Genomic DNA, 17808 nt, shown 5'->3' on the forward strand with positions numbered 1-17808 from the left:
CAGCAGGTTGGTGAAGCGATCGACCCGCGCCTGGCTGAAGCCGCTGGCGCGCTGGCGTGCGTCGGCCAGCGCGGCCTGCACGTCCAGCCGCTGGGCGATGGCTTGCGCTTCCAGATCGGGGCGCTCGAGCTGCAGCGTGTCGGGCGCCGGCAGCGCGGGCAGGCGTGCGGGCAACTGAAGCCTGGCGGCCGGCTCACCCCACAGCCCCAGCAGTCGCAGCAGCCGTTCACGCGCCGCGGTGCGGGCCTGCTGGGCGCGGGCCACGGCCAGCGCCGCATCGGCCTGGAAGGCCTGCTCACGCGCCTGCTGCAGCTTGTTGAAGTTGCCCACCTGCGCCATGCGCCGCGCCAGCTCGGCGCTGGCCTGCGCGGCCTGCAGCACCTGGCCGCTGTAATGCACCGCTTCTGCGGCCGCCACCGCCTGCACCCAGGCCTTGCGGGTGTCGAAGGCCAGTTGCAGTGCCTGGCCGGCCACCTGGGCCTGCGACTGCGCCAGGCGCTGGGCGGCGGCTTCGCTGGCCATCGGCAGCGTGAGCAGCCGGCCCAGGCTGAAGTGCAGGCCACGCTCGATCTCCAGCTCTTCGCCCCGGCGCAGGCGGCCGAAGCTGAAACCGGGGTTGGGCAGGCGGCCGGCGGCCACGCGTTCGGCCTCGGTGGCGGCCAGTGACTGCACCGCGGCCTGCAGCCCGCGCTGGTTCAGCAGCGCCAGTTCCACCGCGCCTTCGGCAGACAGCGGTGCGGCCAGCAGCTGCGCGATGCGCGGCTGCGCGGCGGCCCTGTCTTCATCGGTGCGCGGTACGTTGGCCTGCGCGCCCAGGTGCTGGCGCAAGGAGCCCTGCACCGGGCCCATGACGCCGTCGGGGCTGAAGCTGGCGCAGCCGGTCAGCAGCAGCGCGGCCGCAGCCAGCGCGCCTGTGCAAAGGCGGGTCATGGACGGCCTCCAACGGGCTGGCCGTGGTGGTGCTGGTGGACGCCGGGGTCGGGCTGTGAGGGCGGTGCGGTGGGCGCCCCCTCACGCGCATAAGCCCGCCAGCCGCCGATGCGGCCGACCTGGGCATTGGCCGCCGGCCAGGCCACGGCGGGCGCATCGGGCGGGCTGCGTGTGTCGGTCAGCGCCGAGCGGTAGACCAGCGGTGCCACCGGCTGGCGGGGGTCGGTCGGGTCGGGCAAGGGCGGGCGCGTGGTCTGGGCCAGCACGGGGCCGGCCAGCAGCCATGCACCAGCGGCCAGGCACGGCGCCAGCAGACGCCGCCGATGGGGCGATGAAGCCATGGGAATTCCTCTTGAGCGGATGCCACAACCGTCTGGGGCCGGCAAGCCAGCCGAGGCAGTTGCATGAGCCGGCAGCGGCGCCCTGATCAGACAGGCGCCGCCCACGCCAGCGGCCGCGGGCGCCAAGGCGCCCGCCGGTCAGGCGTGCAGGCTTCGAGGCGGGCGCTCAGGCCCGGCCGTGAGGAAGGATGGCGACGGCGCCACCAGCGTGGCGGCCGTGGCGGGCGCGCTCAGCGCCGCTGCCAGCACCGGCATGGCCGGCGGCAACGCCAGCGCCACGCAGCAGGCCGCACAGGCGCTGCAACTGTGGCCGGCCGCATGCGCATGCGATGAAGCAGGCGGGGAGGCACCGTGCGAGGCCTGGGCCATCGGCCCATCCGAGGCCGCGCCGGTCGCAGGTTGGTCGTGGTGTGCATGGCCTGCATGCAGCCCGCGATCGTGGCCACCATGGCCGGCCTGCTCACCGCCCTGCGCAGCGTCAGACGCCGCTGCCTGGGCCTGCATGGCTGCGTGGTGCTGTACGGGCGCCTTGCTGGCGCAATGGAGCATCGCCACCGCCGCCATGCCCTGCAAGGGCAGGGCCAACGCCAGCATCCACAGCATGAGCACGCGCAAGCACCGCATCGGGTCAGTCTAGCGCAGCAGGCATGACCACCACGGTGTGGGCCTGGGGCCCGCGCCGCACCACGAACTGCGTGCCTTGCGGCTGGCGCCAGGCCAGCAGCTGGCGCGCGAAATCGGCGCTGCCGCTGACGGCGCGGCCGTTCATGCCCACCACCACGTCGCCGGCGCGCAGACCGATGCGCTCGGCCAGGCTGCCGCTGGCCACGCCCACCAGCAGTGCACCCTGGGCCTGGGTCCAGCCCTGCAGCAGCGCCATCGGTGGCGCCAGGTCGGTGAACTGCGCGCCCAGCCGCGGCCGGCGGATGTCGCCGCCCGAGCGCAGCTCGGCCGCCACCTGCAGCACGATGTCGATGGGCACCGAAAGGCTCACACCTGGCGTGCCGTACACGCCCGCCATGGTGCGCAGGTTCAGCCCGACGATGGCGCCCGATGCATCGAGCAGCGGCCCGCCGGAATTGCCGGGGTTGAGGGCCAGGTCGCTCTGGATGAACAGCAGCTCATGGTCGTCGCCGAAATGCCTGTCGGTGCCGCCCACCACGCCGGCGGTGACCGAGCGGTTCAGGCCATACGGCTCACCCACCGCCAGCACCCAGTCGCCGGGGCGCAGCCGGGTGGCGCTGCCCAGCGGCGGCAGCACGCCGGGCGGGCGGCCTGCCGGCCAGGCCTGCGGCGGCAGCTGCAGCAGCGCGATGTCGGCCTCGTCGTCGATGGCCAGCACTTGCGCCCGCAGCACCCGCTGGTCAGGCAAGCGCACCACCACCTGCTGCGCTTGCTGCACCACATGCGCGGCCGTGACGGCACGGCCCTCGGCATCGATGACGAAGCCAGCACCGATGCGCACGTCGAGCAGGCCGTCGGGGTCCATCGGATCGGCAGCGGCGGTGCCGCCATCGTCAGCTTGGGTCTCGTCGGCCGCGGGCCGGCGGTCCACCAGGCCATAGACGCCCACGATCCACGGCAGACCACGTTGCAGCGCCGGCGCGAAGGAGCCCGCAGCTGCGGCACGCCCGGCCGGCAACGGCGGCCAAGGCGCAGCGCAACCGGCCAGCAGGCAGCTCAACAGCAACAGCCCCAACCCCCACCACCCGCGCTTGCCCGCCCTTCCCTGCATGCCCTCATGCTGCCCGCGCCCATGCCAAGGCGGCTTGCGCAAGATCAAGCGCCGGCCCGCCAGGGCTGCCTAAGCTGGCCCATCCGTTGTGAATACAGGAGCAGGACCATGCCGAGGATGATGAAAGCCGCCGTGTTCGTCGAGCCCGGCCGCATCGAGCTGCAGGACAAGCCGGTGCCCGACGTGGGACCGCTGGATGCACTGATCCGCGTGACCACCACCACCATCTGCGGCACCGACGTGCACATCCTCAAGGGCGAATACCCGGTGGAGCGCGGCCTGACCATCGGTCACGAACCGGTGGGCGTGATCGAGAAGCAGGGCAGCGCGGTGCGCGGCTATGCCGAAGGCCAGCGCGTGATCGCCGGCGCCATCACGCCCAGCGGCTGGAGCAACGCCTGCCTGTGCGGCTGCGGCGCCCAAGACGGCGCCGGCACGCGCCACGGCTGGAAGCCGCTGGGCGGCTGGCGCTTCGGCAACACCATCGACGGCGCGCAGGCCGAATACCTGCTGGTGCCCGACGCCATGGTGAACCTGGCACCGGTGCCCGATGGCCTGACCGACGAACAGGTGCTGATGTGCCCCGACATCATGTCCACCGGCTTTTCGGGCGCGGAGAGCGCCGGCATCCGCATCGGCGATGCGGTGGCGGTGTTCGCGCAGGGGCCCATCGGCCTTTGCGCCACGCTGGGCGCCAAGCTCAGCGGCGCCACGCTGGTGATCGGCGTGGACAAGGTGCCCGCGCGGCTGGAGATGGCGCGCCGCCTGGGCGCCGACGTGGTGGTGGACGCCAGCAAAGTGGACGTGGTCGACGAGATTTTGAAGATCACCGGCGGCCGCGGCGTGGACGCGTCGATCGAGGCGCTGGGCACGCAGGCCACCTTCGAGGCCGCGCTGCGTGTGCTGCGGCCGGGCGGCACGCTGTCCAGCCTGGGTGTGTATGCCACCGACCTGAAGATTCCGCTGGGTGCGTTCGCGGCCGGCCTGGGCGACCACAAGATCGTGACCACGCTGTGCCCCGGTGGCAAGGAGCGCATGCGCCGGTTGATGTCGGCCATCGAGTCCGGCCGCGCCGACCTGGGCGCGCTGGTGACGCACCGCTACAAGCTGGACGACGTGGAGGCCGCTTACGAGCTGTTTGCCCACCAGCGCGACGGCGTGTTGAAGGTGGCGCTGACGCCTTGAGCACCGCATCGGGCTCCTACAATCCCGGCGCCCTGCCCAGGGCATTGCCAGGACCTCAGCCCGATGACCATGCCCCGTCCCCTGTTCCGCGGCTTCACCACGCAAGCCGAGATCGACGCGCAGTACAACGCATCGGCCGCGGTGGCCGATGCCGCCGCCGAAGCCCGGCATTACGTGGAGCGCAGCGCGCTGGCCCGCAGCAGCCTGCCCTGCACGCTGGACGTGCCCTTCGGCCCCACGCTGGCCGAAACGCTGGACATCTTTCCGGCCGAGCGGCCCGATGCGCCGGTGTTCGTGTTCATCCACGGCGGCTACTGGCGCAGCCTGTCGGCCAAGGAATTCAGCTGCGTGGCGCTGGGCCTGCGCCAGCGCGGCATCACCACCGTGGCCACCAACTACGCGTTGTGCCCGCACGTGACCATCGACGAGATCGTGCGCCAGACGCGCGCCGCGCTGGCCTGGGTGCTGCGCCACATCGGCCAGCATGGCGGCGACCCGCGGCGCGTGGCCATCGGCGGCCATTCGGCCGGCGGCCACCTCACCGCGATGGCCCTGCAAACCCGCTGGCAGGAAGACTACGGCCTGCCCGCCGACCCCTTCCGCGCGGCGGTGCTGGTCAGCGGCCTGTATGAGCTGGAGCCGCTGCGCTACAGCTACCTGCAGCCGATGATCCAGCTGGACGACGGCATCATCCGCCGCAACTCGCCCGCCTTCAGCGCGCGGCCCTGCGCCACGCCGGCCCTCATCACCTGGGGCGCCGACGAGCCGCCCGAGTTCGAGCGCCAGGCCATGAGCTATCACGCCGCCTGGCAGGCCGCGGGCAACACCGCCGAGCTGCTGCCGCAGGTGGGCAAGCACCATTTCTCGGCCATCCACGGCTTTGAAGACCCCGACAGCCCGCTGTGCAACTGGGTGGCCGAGCGCCTGGGCGCGGTGGCCTGAAACCTGCACCACCGCAGCACCTGCCTTCATCGGTACAGCCCATGACCGCCAGCGCCACCCCTGCCCCCACCGAACGCATCGTCCAGGAAGAAGGCGCCCAGCTCGACTTCAGTCAGGACATGAGCTACGGCGACTACCTGCACCTGGACCAGATCCTCAGTGCCCAGCATCCGCTGTCGCCCGCGCATGACGAGATGCTGTTCATCGTGCAGCACCAGACCAGCGAGCTGTGGATGAAGCTGATGCTGCATGAGCTGACCGCCGCGGTGCAGGCAGTGGCCGAAGAGCGCATGGCCCCGGCCTTCAAGATGCTGGCGCGGGTCGGCCGCATCATGGAACAGCTGGTGGGCGCGTGGACCGTGCTGTCGACGATGACGCCGCCCGAGTACACCGCGATGCGGCCTTACCTGGCCAAGAGCAGCGGCTTTCAAAGTGCGCAGTACCGCTGCATCGAGTTCATGCTGGGCAACAAGAACCCGGCCATGCTCAAGCCCCACCAGCACCGCCCCGACCTGCTGGCGATGGTGGACAAGGCCTGGCGCGCCCCTTCGCTGTACGACGAGGCGCTGCGCCTGCTGGCCCGCCGCGGGCTGCCGGTGCCGGCCAGCCACCTGAACCGCGACTGGACTCTGCCCTACGAACAAAGCGACGAGGTGGAAGCCGCCTGGCTGGAGGTGTACCGCCACCCCGACCAGCACTGGGACCTGTACCAGCTGGGCGAAAAGCTCACCGACATCGAAGACGCGTTCCGGCTCTGGCGCTTCCGCCACGTCACCACCGTGGAACGCGTGATCGGCTTCAAGCGCGGCACCGGCGGCACCGGCGGCGTGAGCTACCTGCGCAAGATGCTGGACGTGGTGCTGTTTCCTGAAATCTGGCGGCTGCGCACCGACCTGTGATGCGCGGCTTGCATGCGCTCTGGCCTGCCGCCCTGCTGCTGACCGGCCTTGTCACCGGCACTGGCAGCCATGCCGCGACCATCGAGACCTACCGCGGCCTGTGCGACGCCTCGGCCGCCGAAGCCACCGATGCGCAGCACTTCGTGGTGGCCAGCGACGAAGACAACGTGCTGCGCCTTTACACCCGCGGCGAGCCCGAGCCCATCGGCCAGCTGTCGCTCGACGGCGTCCTGGGCACCGGCCGGCGCGAAGCCGACATCGAAGGCGCTGCCCGCATCGGCAGCCGGCTCTACTGGATCAGCTCGCACGGGCGCAACAGCAGCGGCAAGCGGCGTGAAGAGCGGCTGCGCCTTTTTGCCACCGACGCCGAAGACGGCTTGCTGCAGCCGGCCGGCGCCGCTTATACGAGGCTGCTGGACGACCTGCTGGCCGCGCCGACGCTGCAGCACCTGAAGCTGGATCAGGCGGCGCAGCTGGCGCCCGAAGCCCCTGGCGGCCTGAACATCGAAGGCCTGGCCGCAACGCCCGAAGGCGCGCTGCTGATCGGCTTTCGCAACCCCATTCCGAACGGGCGGGCGCTGGTGGTGCCACTGCTCAATCCGGCCGAGGTGGTGGAGCATGGCCGCACCGCCCAGTTCGGCGAGCCGGTGTTGCTGCCGCTGCGCAACCGCGGCGTGCGCAGCATCGAGCGCATCGGCGGCGCCTACTGGATCGTGGCCGGCCCCACCGCCGACCTCGGGAGCTTTTCGCTCTACCGCTGGAGCGGCCGCGCGGGCGGCGCGCCACAGCTGCAAGACAGCGCCGCCTTCACCGGCCTGCAGCCCGAGGCCTTGTTCGCCTGGCCCGGCAGCGGCGAGTTGCAGTTCTTGAGCGACGACGGCGGCCTGGACGTGGCCGGCACGCCCTGCAAGAAGCTGCCGCCGGCCCGGCAGGCGTTTCGGGCGGTGGTGATGCCCAAGCCGCCCCAGCCGCGTTAGCGGCTGGGCGCACCAGGGTCAGGCCCGGTGTTGACGCGAGCGGCGGCGCACGACGGCGCCCAGCGCCGCGGCACCGGCCAGCCACAGCGCCCAGGTGCCAGGCTCCGGCACCGGCGACACGCCGGTGACCGTGGCCACCACCAGGTTGTCGGCGTAGCTCAGGCTCAGCGTGTAGCCGTTGGCCAGTGCCGCATCGAAAGCGCCGCTGTAGCTGCCGCTGTACTGGATCAGGCTGAACTGCTGGCCCACCGTCGGCGTGTAGCCCTCGAAGTTCAGCCGCAGCGTGCCGTCGAACGTGGCCGGCGCGTACCAGGACAGCCCGCCCCAGGCCGCCTGCCCGCTGACGCCTGCCACGTCGAACACCAGCTGCGAGGCATCGCCCAGCAGCAGATCGCCATACAGCAGGATCTGGCCGGTCTCGTCCACGCGGATGACACCGGCGGTGTTGTCGAATCTTTGGCCCGCCTGCATCTGCACGGTCAGGCGCCCACCCTCGGCCACCACGCTGCCTTGGTTGACAATGTGGAGGTTGCCGTCCGCGCCGATGGAGCCCGCGCCGCGCAGCGTGTGGCCTTGGCCGATGGTCAGCGTGTGGCCGTTGCCGTAGATGTAGCTGTAGTCCTGGTGCATCAGCACCGTGTTGCCGCTGCCGGCCAGGGTGGTGTCTGCGGCCAGGGCCATGTAGGCCCCGCCAGTGAACGGCGAGCCTTGCACCGTCAGCGTACCGGTGTTGGTGAGCGTGCCGGCCAGGCCGATGGAGCCGCCACTCAGCACCTGCAGCTGGCCCTCCAGCCGGCTGTCCTTGAGATTGAGGTTCGATGCGGTGCGGAAGCTGCCGGTCAGCCGGGTGGTGTCGTAGGTGCCAGCCCCGGCCAGCTGCGCGCCGCCCTGGCCGTGGACCAACCCGCCGATGAGCCGGCCGTTTTCCAGGCTGAACACGCCGTCGCTGGCCACCGTGACGGTGCCGGTGCTGTTGTCCACCGTCCGGTCGCTGCCCGGGTACACGGACAGCCGCCCGCCCTCCACCAACAGGCTGCCCTGGTTGACGACGTTGATGTTGCCGTCCGCCCCGAGGTAACCCGCACCGCGCAGCGTATGGCCTGCAGCGATGGTCAGCATATGTCCGTTGCCGTAGACGTAGCTGTAGTCCTGGTGCGTCAGCACCGTGTTGCCGCTGCCTGCCAGCGTGGTGTCGGCGGCCAGGTTGAGGTTGGCGCCGCCGGTGTAAGGCGAGCCTTCGACCGTCAGCGTGCCGGTGTTGGTGAGGGTGCCCGCGAGCCTGAGGCTGGTGCCCGCCGCCACCCGCAGCCGACCCGCCAGCTGCATGTCCTGGTAGAGCCCGCCGCCGGTCAGCTGCGCCTGTCCCTGGCCGGTGATCGTGCCGCCCGAGAGGCTGCCACTGTCCAGGCTCAGCGTGGCGCCATCGGCCACGCTGACCGTGCCCGCGATGTTGTTGAAGCTGCGGCCTTCGCCGAGCAACAGACGCAGCACGCCACCTTCGGCGACGACCGCACCCTGGTTCACCACGTTCAGGTTGCCGTCCGCGCCCAGGTAGCCCACACCGCGCAGCGTGTGGCCGGCGCCGATCGTCAGCGTGTGGCCGTTGCCGTAGACGTAGCTGTAGTCCTGGTGCGTGAGCACCGTGCTGCCGCTGCCGGCCATCGTGGTGTCGGCGGCCAGGCTCAGCGAGGCAGCGCCGCTGTACGGCGAGCCTTGCACCGTCAACGTGCCGGTGTTGGTGAGGGTGCCGGCCAGACCAAGGCTGCTGCCTGCCAGCACCTGCAAGGGCCCTTGCAGCAAGCTGTCCTTGAGCGTGAGGTTGCCAGCCGCCTGCAGGCTGCCGGTCAGCCGGGTGTTCTCGTAGGTACCGCTGCCCGACAGCTGGGCACCGGCCTGGCCGTGAACCACCCCGCCGATCAGCCTGCCGTTTTCCAGGTTGAACCGGCCGTCCTGGGCCACGGTGATGGCGCCTGCGGTGTTGTCCAGCGTCTGGCTGCTGCCCAGGTAGGCGGACAGGCGTCCGCCCTCCGCCACCAGGCTGCCCTGGTTGACGATGTCGAGGTTGCCGTCCGCACCCAGATAGCCCGCACCACGCAGTGTGTGGCCCTGACCGATGGTCAGTGTGTGGCCATTGCCGTAGACGTAGCTGTAGTCCTGGTGCGTGAGCACCGTGCTGCCGCTGCCGGCCAGCGTGGTGTCGGCGGCCAGGCTCACCGCGGCGCTGCCGGTGGACGGTGAGCCTTGCACCGTCAGCGTGCCGGTGTTGGCGATGGTGCCGGCCAGCCGCAGGTTGGTGCCTGCCGCCACCTGCAGCTGCCCTGCCAGCTGGGTGTCCCGGTAGATGCCGCCGCCGGTCAATTGCGCGTTGGCCTGACCGGTGATCGTGCCGCCGTTGAAGCTGCCGCTGTCCAGGCTCAGCACGGCGCCATCGGCCACGGTGACCGTGCCCGCGACGTTGTTGAAGCTGCGGCCTTCGCCCAGCAGCAAGCGCAGCACAGCGCCCTCGGCAATGACCGACCCTTTGTTGACGACGTTAAGGTTGCCGTCCGCACCCAGATAGCCCGCACCACGCAGCGTGTGGCCGGCACCGACCGTCAGCGTATGGCCGTTGCCGTAGACGTAGCTGTAGTCCTGGTGCGTCAGTACCGTGCTGCCGCCACCCGCCAGCGTGGTGTTGGCGGCCAGGTTGAGCGATGCGGCACCTGTGGCGGGCGAGCCCTGCAGCCTCAGCACGCCCTGGCTGCTCACCAGGCCGCCATGCAGGGTCAGGCTGCCTTGGCGAATCCTCAGCGCATCACCCGCGCCGATGAACACCTGCGAGGCTGCGACGCTGCCGTCCACCCACACGGTGGACATGGCGGCCGGGTCGGCCAGGGCGTCGATGAACGCCCGGTCGGCGTAGTCGGGCACCAGGCCGTCGACCCAGGCGGCGCTGTCGGTCCACGCGCCTTCGCCACCGGCCCAGTAGGCATCCATCGCCTGCACCGGCGGGGTCAGGGCCAGGGCCATCAGGTGGAGCACGGCCAGGCCGACCGCGCTGCGGCGCACGCGGGCGCGCAGGGGGGAACGGAAGGCGGGGGACAGGACGGGGGCTGTGCGCATAGGTTCTCTCTCCGAGGTGGGTGGTGTGGGCCGGCCATCACAGGCCCGCCTTCGTTTCAGTTTGTTGCGCCCCTGCACGGGCTGTCGTTACCCGTTCAGGTATCGAGGCAGGCCTTGCCGTCCCCCGCGTTCGCGGGGGACGGCAGCCGGTGCACGGCGCTGCGCCACAGCAGCGCCACCAGCTCGGCCTGGCGGGCGGTACGCGTCTTGGCCAGCAGGCGCTTGATGTGCATCTGCACGGTGTTGACCTGCAGCGCCCACGCAGCCGCCATCTCGGCGGCCGACAGGCCGTTGGCCAGCGCCACCGCCACGCGGGCCTCGGCCGGGGTGAAGGCGAAGGCCCCCCGCAATGCGGCTTCGTCCAGCACCACCAGCGCCGGGTCGGCCAGCCACACCACGGCCTGCACCGGCTCGGCAGGCGCGCCGTGGTGGCGCGAGATGCGCAGCGTCAAGGGCGAAGCGCCGGTGCGCGGCAGCGCCAGGGTGGTTTCGCGCGGCTCGAAGCTGCGCGGGGCGCACACCCAGCGCAGCGCCTCCTGCAGCGGAGTGGAAGCCGGCAGCAGATGCAGCCTTCGCTCGGCCACGTACAGACACTCGGGGTTGGCCCGCACGATGCGTTGCGCCGTCAGCGTCCAGCCCAGCAGGCTTTGCAAGGGGCTGAGGCGCAGTTGGGCGGTGGCCGGCAGTCCAAACGGCTCGGGCAGCAGCAGGGGGCGGGGCATGGGGGTCATGTCGCGGGAAGGTTGAAACCACTCCCGGCATAGACGCAGGCCGCACCGCGTTGTCAGGGCCGGCGCATCGGCCAGCCCCGTAGTGGCCCCTGCTCAGGCGTCGGCGCGGCGCAGCAGCACGAAGGCGGCCCAGATGCGCGCCGGCTCACCCGCGCGTTGCGCCTCGCGCTGGGCTTGCCGTAGCGCCGCGGCCGCCTGGCCCCGGTGTGCGGCCAGCGCCGCATAAAACCGGCGCATGAAGCGCGCGGTGCCCGCGTCTTCCACCCGCCAGAGGCTGGCCACCACTTCCTGCGCACCGCCGTCGATCAAGGCAGTGGCCAGGCCGTCCACCTCGCGACCGTCGGCCTGCACGCCGACCGCGGTTTCGCAGGCCGACAAGGTGACCAGGCGCGGCTGGCCCAGCGCCAGCTGGCGCAGGCGGTCCAGGTGCAGACGGGCGCCATCGCCCAGCAGCAGCCAGCTGCGCGAGACATTGCCCGGCCGCAGCACGAAGTGCGTGCCCAGGTGCAGCAGCTGCTCGGGCTGCTGCCGGGCCAGGCCCACCAGCCGGGCTTCGGTGAAGGCTTCGTTGAGGTGGCCTTCGCCGGGCCAGGGGCCGGTGCCGGTGCCGCCGCAGGCGCTGGCCGGGTCTTCGAGCCCGGCCACGCTGCCCTGCACGATGCCGCAGAGTTCATCCGCCACGCCCGGCAGCGCGGGCAGGCCTTGCAGCGCGCGCGTGACGCCGAAGGCACTGGCCCGCAGCGCCCCTGCCGCAGGGGCAGCCGCTGCCCGCGGTGCCGGCCCTGGCGCCTGCACCACCAGCTCGGGGCCCGGGCCCCGTGCCGACTCACCGCGGTCGGCCAGCAGCGCCGGCGGCAGGTAGCGCAAGGGACCGTCCAGCACCAGCACGATGCGCTGCGCACGGGCCTGCTGCGCCGCCTGGGCCAGCGCGCCACCGAGTGCGGCCTGCAAGGCCCGGGCTTCGGCGGCGGGCAGCGTGCCTTGCTCCAGCGCATCGCGCCAGCGGGCGATGGCCGGACCGAGCGCCGCCAGCCGCCATGGCAGCCGCTGCGTGTAGGCGCCGCGGGCATGCACGAAGAGCAGGCTCAGCGCCTCGTCGCCGGCCAGGGTGTAGACCTGCAGCACCCCCGTCGCGGGCCGTGTCAGCGCCCGGCGTGCCGAGGGCTGGGCGGGCACGGCCTGCAGGCGGGCCAGGGCCGCATCCAATCCGGCCCGGCGCGTGGCCTGGCGGTCGCGGTCGGCCTGGGCCAGCGACTGCAGCCGTTCACGCTCGGCGGCCGAGAGGCGCCCTGCCGACTCCAGCTGCCGCAGGCGCTGCAGTTCCGCGCCCGATTCCGCCAGCAACCAGGCATCGAACTCGCGGCGTGCCGTCTGCTCGGCAGCGGTGAAATCCAGCTCCACAGTGGCGGCCGGGCTGGCCGCCCGCAGGCCGAAGTCGAACTGCTCCTGGGCCTTGAGCAGGTCCAGCACCTGCCGCGCCTCGGGCAGCCGGCCGGCCTGCAGCAGCGCATCGGCCACGCGGCGGTACAGCGGCAGCTTGTCGGCCAGGTAGCGGGCATCGGCCTGGCGGCCCAGCGGCAGCAGCGCCTCACGCTGGCCCTGCAGCAGCGCGATGGCCAGCTTGCCCAGCAGGATGGCCTGGGCCCGATGACCGCGCTGCTGCTGCGCCTGGGCCAGCAAATCGAGCGCCTGCCACTGCAGCCGGGGCTGGGCGGCGGTGGTGGCGGCCAGCAAGGCGTCCTGCGCGGCCTGGGCCGCTCGCTCCGCGCCGGCCGCGCCGCCGGCCCGCAAGGCCTTGCGGGCCTGGGCCAGGCGCAGCACGGCTTCGGACTCGGGGTTGAGGTGGGCGGCGTCGGTGGCCACGCAGGCGGCGTCGTCCCACTCGCAGCGCAGCGCGGCCAGCACCTGCCGCTGCGGATGGCCCGGCGGCAGGCCCGTGGCCAGTGCCTCGTCGGCCGCGGCCCAGTGGCGCAGCGCCTGGTCCACGCCACTGGCGCCGCCCTCGCGCAGCTGCAGCGCGGCCTCCAGGCTGTGGCGAAAGGCGGTTTCGTCGGGTGTCGGCGGCCGGGCATCGGCATCGAGCAGCTGCAGCTGTTCGGCGGCGCCCTGGGTGTCACCCACTTCCAGCAGGGCGCGGGCAACGCTCAGGCGCGTCAAGGGCAAGGTGTCGCCGTCGGTCCGGCCCGGACCCAGGCGCTGCAAGGCCTGCTGCAGGCTGGCCAAGCCCTCGGCCAGCGCGCCCTGGGCCAGCTGCGCCTCGCCCAGCCGGCGCCAGGGGCGGGCGCCGCGGGCCGCATCACGTTCGGGCCGCTCGGCCATCAAGGCCACGGCATGCCGCGCCACTTCGGCCGCACCGGCCGGGTCGCCGCGCGCCAGCAGCAGGCTGGACAACTGCTCACGCACCGACACGGCGTGCCCGGAGAGGTCGGGCGCCAGCCCCTGCGAGCGGTCGGCCGTGGCCACGCCTTCGCGCAGCGCCTCTTCGCTCTCTTGCCAGCGGGCCAGGCTCTGCAGCGCCACGCCGCGGTTGCTGAGCGCCACCACAAGGCCAAAGGGCTCCTGCGGCCAGATCTCCCGACGCAGTGCAATCTCGGCATCCACCGCCGCGAGCGAGGCCTGCTGCTGACCTTGCCGACGCTTGAGCACCGCCTGGTGGCTGTGCAGCGTGGCCCGCTGCAGCGCGCTGCCGCCCAGCCGGTCCACTTCGTCGAAGAGCTCGTCGATGGCCCGCTCGGCCTCGGGAAAGCGACGGGCGCTGGACAGCATCACCACATGGTTGATGCGCAGGTTGAGGCGGTCGCTCTCGACCACCTCCGGGTCGGGCTGGGCCGCGTCTTCGAAGGCCTGGGTCGACCATTGCAGCGCGGTCGTGTTCTCGCCACGCTGCAGGTACACAAACGCCAGCATCGCGGCGCTCTGGGCTGCCAGCGTGCGCCGGCCGGCCGCCTGGTAGGCCGCGACCAGCGCTTCGAACAGCGGCGTGGCTTGCGGGGCGCGGCCGAGCCAGAACAAGGCCGCCGCCACGTCGGACTGGTAGCGCAGCCGGGCCAGCCCGTCGCCCGGACGGTCGGCCAGCACGCGGCGCAGGCCCTGGCAGGCGCCTTCGAGGGCAAACGGGTCGGCCTTGACCTGGGCCGCGCGCAGCCGCTCGTTCAAAAGTTGCAGCGGCTGCTCGGCAGGCCAGGGCTGGGTGTAGGCCGCGCAGTGGATGGCCACGGCAGCGTCCAATGCGGCGGGTTCGGCCGCGCCGGCAGACAGCGCCTGCCCCAAGGCCAGCAGGCCCAGCCAGCGCCTCACGGTTGCCGGGGCGCAAACTCGATGCGCAGCTGCGGACCGGTGCCCGGCGCAATGCCCAGGTCGGCCAGCGCCGCCTGCTGCGCGGCGGTCAGCGGCTGCGCCAGCTCCAGGTCGATGCCGGGGCGGCCGAGCTGCTCATACGCATCCGCCTCGAAGCCCAGCGCACGCAGCTGGCGCAGCAAGGCATCGCGCTCCGTGCGCGCGGCTGCGGCGTCGGCGCTCATGCGCTGCAACACGCCGTCGCCGCGCAGCACGTAGGGCGGCGGCGAAGAAGAAGGTGCCGGCTGCAGGCCCCACCAGGCCATGCCGCCCAGCGCCAGGCCCAGGCCCAGCACCACCGCGGGCCAACGCCGGGGCTGCGCAAGCGCAGCCCCGCGCGCGGGCGGGCGTGGGGCGGCCTTCGGTGCCGACGATGCGGCCGGCCGTGGGTCCGCGTCCGCGTCGGGCGCCGGCAGCACGCCGGCTTCACGCGCGCGGGTCAGCAGGCGCTGCAGCCGCTCGTCGGCCGCGCGCGCACCCGCGGTCGGCACGGCCAGCCGGTAGCGCTGCATGCCGTCGCGCAGCGCGGCGGCCTCGCGAGCCAGCTGCGGGTCGGCCCCGGGCACGGCGCGCCCCGCGAGCAGGTCCAGCCAGGTTTGGTCGTCGTCGGTTGTCATGGCATGCCCACCAGTTGATACCAGGCCGCGAAATAGGGCCGCGCCTTCTTGCGGCACTGCGAGATGAACTCGCGCGTGGCGCCCGGCGTGCGCTCCAGCAGGGCCTGGATCTGCGTGTTGTCCAGCCCATCTTCCACCACCCAGCGCAGCACGGTGGCGTGCTCGGGGTGGGCCCTTGCAAAGGCCGCGAAGCAGGCGCGGAACACGGCTTCACGTTGCTGCTCGCTGACCTGCTGTTCCGGCGTGGCGCCGGGCTGCTGCAGCGCCTGGTCCAGCTCGGCCTGCAGCGCGGTCAGCGCCGCTTCGTCCGTGGGCAGGGCCTGCTCCTGCGCGGGCCGGTGCTGGCGCAATGCGTCCAGCAAGGTGTTGCGCACGATCTGGTGGATCCAGGCCAGCGGATCGCCCCGGCCTTCGAACGTGGCGCAGCGCAGCCAGACCTTGACCATGGCTTCCTGCACCACGTCTTCGGCGGCCTGCCAGCTGCGCAGCGCGGCAGCGGCTTCCCGGTAGAAGCGGGCGCCGTGGTCCCGGTCGACCGCACGCAGCCAGTGCTCGATGTGGCGCCCTCCGTCGCGACAGGCTTGCGCAAAGGACTGGGCCGTCAGCGCGGTCATGCAACTTCCTCCCGGTTGTTGCAACTCAATGTAGCAAAGGTGGCGCGATGCCTGCGGCCGGCAAGCTCAGGTGCTGCCGCGCACCACCAGCTCGAAGCCCAGGTCGACCGACGTGGGCGTGACGGCTTCGCCGCGCATCAGGCGCAGCAGCATCTGGGTGGCCACGGTGCCGATCTGGGCGCGCGGGGTGCGCACGGTGGTCAGCGGCGGGTTGGTCAGGTCGCTGCCGGTGAGGTCGTTGAAGCCGGCGATGGCCACGCGCCGGGGCACCGCGACGCGGTGGCGCGCGGCGGCCAGCAGGGCGCCCTGGGCCAGGTCGTCGTTGCAGAAGAAGATGGCATCGACGCCCGGCTTGTGCGCGATGATCTGCTCGAACATGCGGCTGCCCAGCGCCAGCGACGAAGGCTCGGGGTTCAGCCATTCCAGCCGTGCGTCGTACAGGCCGGCGGCCTGCAGTTCGCGGCGCCAGCCTTCCAGCCGCTGCATCACGCGCGGGTCGAGCTGCGCCGCGGCAAAGGCGATGCGCTGACGGCCGCGCTCCAGCAGGTGGCGCGTGAGTGCGGCGCCCGCTTCGGCCTGCGACAGGCCCACGCTGTACTGGCCGGGCACGTCCGACGTTTCCATCACATGCACGCAGGGCACGCCGCTTTGCTCGATCAAGGCGCGGGTGCGTTCATGGCGGTCAAAGCCGGTGACGATGAGGCCCGCCGGCCGATGCACCAGTTGCTCACGCAGCAGCTGCTCTTCTTCGGCGGGGTCGTAGTGGGTGATGCCGATCAGCATCTGGTAGCCGGCGCGGCGCAGGTGCAGCTGCACCGCTTCGAGCAGGTCGACGAACAAGGCATTGGTGAGCAGCGGAATCAGCACCGCCACATGCGTGCTGTGGCGCGAGGCCAAGGCACGCGCCGCCGGGTCGGGCACATAGCCCAGCTTTTGCACCGCGGCCTGCACCCGCGCCACCAGGTCGGGCGCCACGGCGCGCTCGCCGCGCAAGGCGCGCGAGACGGTGATGGGGCTGACGCCGGCGGCCTGCGCCACATCGGCCAGCGTCACGCGGCCGGTGGCCCTGGAACGGGGTGGATTCATGGCCGGATCAGGGAAAACACGGTGGGCAGCTTGGTCATCGAGTGCGTAGGATAGCGCTGTCCAATGCCGTTGCGCCTCAGGGCTCACCCTGATGCAACGCACAAGAATCCAGGCGTTTGCGCCTTCCCGCGCCAACGCCTTTTTATGAAGCCAATCGGACAGCGCTATCCAAGCGCGGTCCGTGGCCCCTGGAACAGCACAACATGCAGCATTCGATCGTGGTGATGGGCGTGGCCGGTTGCGGCAAGTCCAGCCTGGCCGCCGCGCTGGCGCAGGCCGAAGGCGTGCGCCTGGTGGAAGGCGACGACTTTCACAGCCCGCAAAGCCGCGACAAGATGAGCCGCGGCATTGCACTGACCGACGAAGACCGCCAGGGCTGGCTGGCCACGCTGGGCACGCTGCTGCAGCAGCCCGGCGGGCCGATGGTGCTCACCTGCTCGGCCCTCAAGCGCCGCTACCGCGACCAGCTGCGCGCCGCCGCGCCCGGCCTGCGGTTTGCCTTCCTGGAGATCGGCCGCGCCGAATCGCTGGCCCGGGTGGCCGGGCGCGCCGGCTCGCACTTCTTTTCCGCCAGCCTGGTGGACAGCCAGTTCGCCACGCTGGAGTCGCCCGTGGGCGAGCCCGGCGTGCTGCCGCTGGACGCGCTGCTGCCCATTCCGCAATTGCAGCAGCGCTGCAGCCAGTGGCTGCGCGACCAGGAGATTCCGGCATGACGATTCCCGAGAAGATGGCCGAGCCCGCGCACGAAACGCCCCGCGCCGGCCCGCTGCAGCGCGGCATCGAGAACGCGATGGCGCTGTGCCTGGGCATCATGGCCCTGGCCGTGTTCATCAACGTGGTGCTGCGCTACGGCTTTGGCAGTGGCATCAATGCCAGTGAAGAACTCTCGCGCCTGCTGTTCGTGTGGATGGTGTTCATCGGCGCCACCGCGGCCTACCCGGCCGGTGAGCACATGGCCTTCACCAGCCTGGTGGGCATGCTGCAGCACAAGCCAGCGCTGCTCAAGCTGATGACGGTGCTGATCCGCCTGCTGGTGATCGCGGCCTGCGTGATGCTGGGCTGGGGCGCGTGGCAGCAGGTGGTGGTGGGCATGAGCAGCCGCAGCGTGGTGCTGGAGTACCCGGTGATGCTGCTGCCGCTGCCGGCGCTGCTGTGCGCGGTGGCCATCGGCGTGATGGCGCTGCTGGAGCTGCTGCGCGGCCGGCCGCTGGACCTGGGCCATGCCGGTGATGTGGAGTAGATGAGCATGAGCGACATGAGCCCCGAAGGCCTGGCCTTCATCGTCTTTTGCGGCGGCATGCTGCTGCTGATGG

16 protein-coding genes are annotated in these 17808 nt (G+C 71.9%); 6 read left to right on the plus strand and 10 right to left on the minus strand.

Annotation, left to right across the window (positions count from 1 at the left end):
* From ABNT58_RS07515 to ABNT58_RS07530, 4 genes are all read right to left on the minus strand, one after another.
* On the minus strand, nt 1-930 hold a 930-nt coding region (locus tag ABNT58_RS07515; protein WP_348752880.1), incomplete at its 3' end, for a TolC family protein.
* A complete protein-coding gene (locus ABNT58_RS07520) occupies nt 927-1271 on the minus strand; it encodes a hypothetical protein (protein ID WP_348752881.1) in 345 nt (114 codons plus the stop codon). The genes ABNT58_RS07520 and ABNT58_RS07515, both read right to left, overlap by 4 nt.
* Before the next feature lie 138 nt (nt 1272-1409).
* Entirely contained in the window at nt 1410-1895 is a 486-nt protein-coding gene (locus tag ABNT58_RS07525; RefSeq protein WP_348752882.1) for a hypothetical protein, read from the minus strand.
* Between the two features lie 4 nt (nt 1896-1899).
* Nucleotides 1900-2913: a trypsin-like peptidase domain-containing protein gene (locus ABNT58_RS07530; RefSeq protein WP_348752883.1), complete on the minus strand. Its 1014-nt coding sequence runs from the start codon at nt 2911-2913 to the stop codon at nt 1900-1902.
* A 201-nt stretch (nt 2914-3114) separates the two neighbouring features.
* Between ABNT58_RS07530 and ABNT58_RS07535 the strand changes: the two genes are divergently transcribed.
* From ABNT58_RS07535 to ABNT58_RS07550, 4 genes are all read left to right on the plus strand, one after another.
* Complete coding sequence (locus ABNT58_RS07535; protein ID WP_348752884.1) at nt 3115-4191, plus strand: NAD(P)-dependent alcohol dehydrogenase; 1077 nt, start codon at nt 3115-3117, stop codon at nt 4189-4191.
* Nucleotides 4192-4254: 63 nt separating this feature from the next.
* Nucleotides 4255-5133, plus strand: coding sequence for an alpha/beta hydrolase (locus ABNT58_RS07540; protein WP_348752885.1), 879 nt, complete (start codon nt 4255-4257; stop codon nt 5131-5133).
* Between the two features lie 41 nt (nt 5134-5174).
* Nucleotides 5175-6032 carry a tryptophan 2,3-dioxygenase gene (gene kynA, locus ABNT58_RS07545; RefSeq protein ID WP_348752886.1) on the plus strand — a complete coding sequence of 286 codons (858 nt, stop codon included), beginning with the start codon at nt 5175-5177 and terminating at the stop codon, nt 6030-6032.
* Nucleotides 6032-7009, plus strand: coding sequence for a DUF3616 domain-containing protein (locus tag ABNT58_RS07550; RefSeq protein ID WP_348752887.1), 978 nt, complete (start codon nt 6032-6034; stop codon nt 7007-7009). Before kynA ends, ABNT58_RS07550 begins: the two co-directional genes overlap by 1 nt.
* An 18-nt stretch (nt 7010-7027) precedes the next feature.
* Here ABNT58_RS07550 and ABNT58_RS07555 read toward each other — a convergent pair whose 3' ends face one another.
* The 6 genes from ABNT58_RS07555 to ABNT58_RS07580 all read right to left on the minus strand — a co-directional run bounded on the left by ABNT58_RS07555 (nt 7028) and on the right by ABNT58_RS07580 (nt 16495).
* Complete coding sequence (locus ABNT58_RS07555; RefSeq protein ID WP_348752888.1) at nt 7028-10111, minus strand: PEP-CTERM sorting domain-containing protein; 3084 nt, start codon at nt 10109-10111, stop codon at nt 7028-7030.
* A 95-nt stretch (nt 10112-10206) separates the two neighbouring features.
* Nucleotides 10207-10833 carry a helix-turn-helix transcriptional regulator gene (locus ABNT58_RS07560; protein WP_348752889.1) on the minus strand — a complete coding sequence of 209 codons (627 nt, stop codon included), beginning with the start codon at nt 10831-10833 and terminating at the stop codon, nt 10207-10209.
* 102 nt (nt 10834-10935) lie between these two features.
* Nucleotides 10936-14139, minus strand: a complete 3204-nt coding sequence (locus ABNT58_RS07565; RefSeq protein ID WP_348752890.1) for a CHAT domain-containing protein — start codon at nt 14137-14139, stop codon at nt 10936-10938.
* Nucleotides 14136-14795, minus strand: coding sequence for a hypothetical protein (locus ABNT58_RS07570; RefSeq protein ID WP_348752891.1), 660 nt, complete (start codon nt 14793-14795; stop codon nt 14136-14138). Before ABNT58_RS07570 ends, ABNT58_RS07565 begins: the two co-directional genes overlap by 4 nt.
* Complete coding sequence (locus ABNT58_RS07575) at nt 14792-15409, minus strand: RNA polymerase sigma factor (protein ID WP_348752892.1); 618 nt, start codon at nt 15407-15409, stop codon at nt 14792-14794. The genes ABNT58_RS07570 and ABNT58_RS07575 overlap by 4 nt, the downstream gene beginning before the upstream one ends.
* A 66-nt stretch (nt 15410-15475) precedes the next feature.
* Entirely contained in the window at nt 15476-16495 is a 1020-nt protein-coding gene (locus ABNT58_RS07580; protein ID WP_348752893.1) for a LacI family DNA-binding transcriptional regulator, read from the minus strand.
* 203 nt (nt 16496-16698) lie between these two features.
* Here ABNT58_RS07580 and ABNT58_RS07585 point away from each other — a divergent pair, with 203 nt between their 5' ends.
* Both ABNT58_RS07585 and ABNT58_RS07590 read left to right on the plus strand, forming a co-directional pair.
* Complete coding sequence (locus ABNT58_RS07585) at nt 16699-17208, plus strand: gluconokinase (protein WP_348752894.1); 510 nt, start codon at nt 16699-16701, stop codon at nt 17206-17208.
* Nucleotides 17209-17285: 77 nt separating this feature from the next.
* The gene (locus ABNT58_RS07590) at nt 17286-17735 is read left to right on the plus strand and encodes a TRAP transporter small permease subunit (RefSeq protein ID WP_348752895.1); all 450 of its coding nucleotides are present in this window, start codon (nt 17286-17288) and stop codon (nt 17733-17735) included.
* The last annotated feature ends 73 nt before the right edge of the window (nt 17736-17808 follow it).

The organism is uncultured Aquincola sp. (assembly GCF_964001545.1).
Taxonomy (GTDB): domain Bacteria; phylum Pseudomonadota; class Gammaproteobacteria; order Burkholderiales; family Burkholderiaceae_C; genus Aquincola.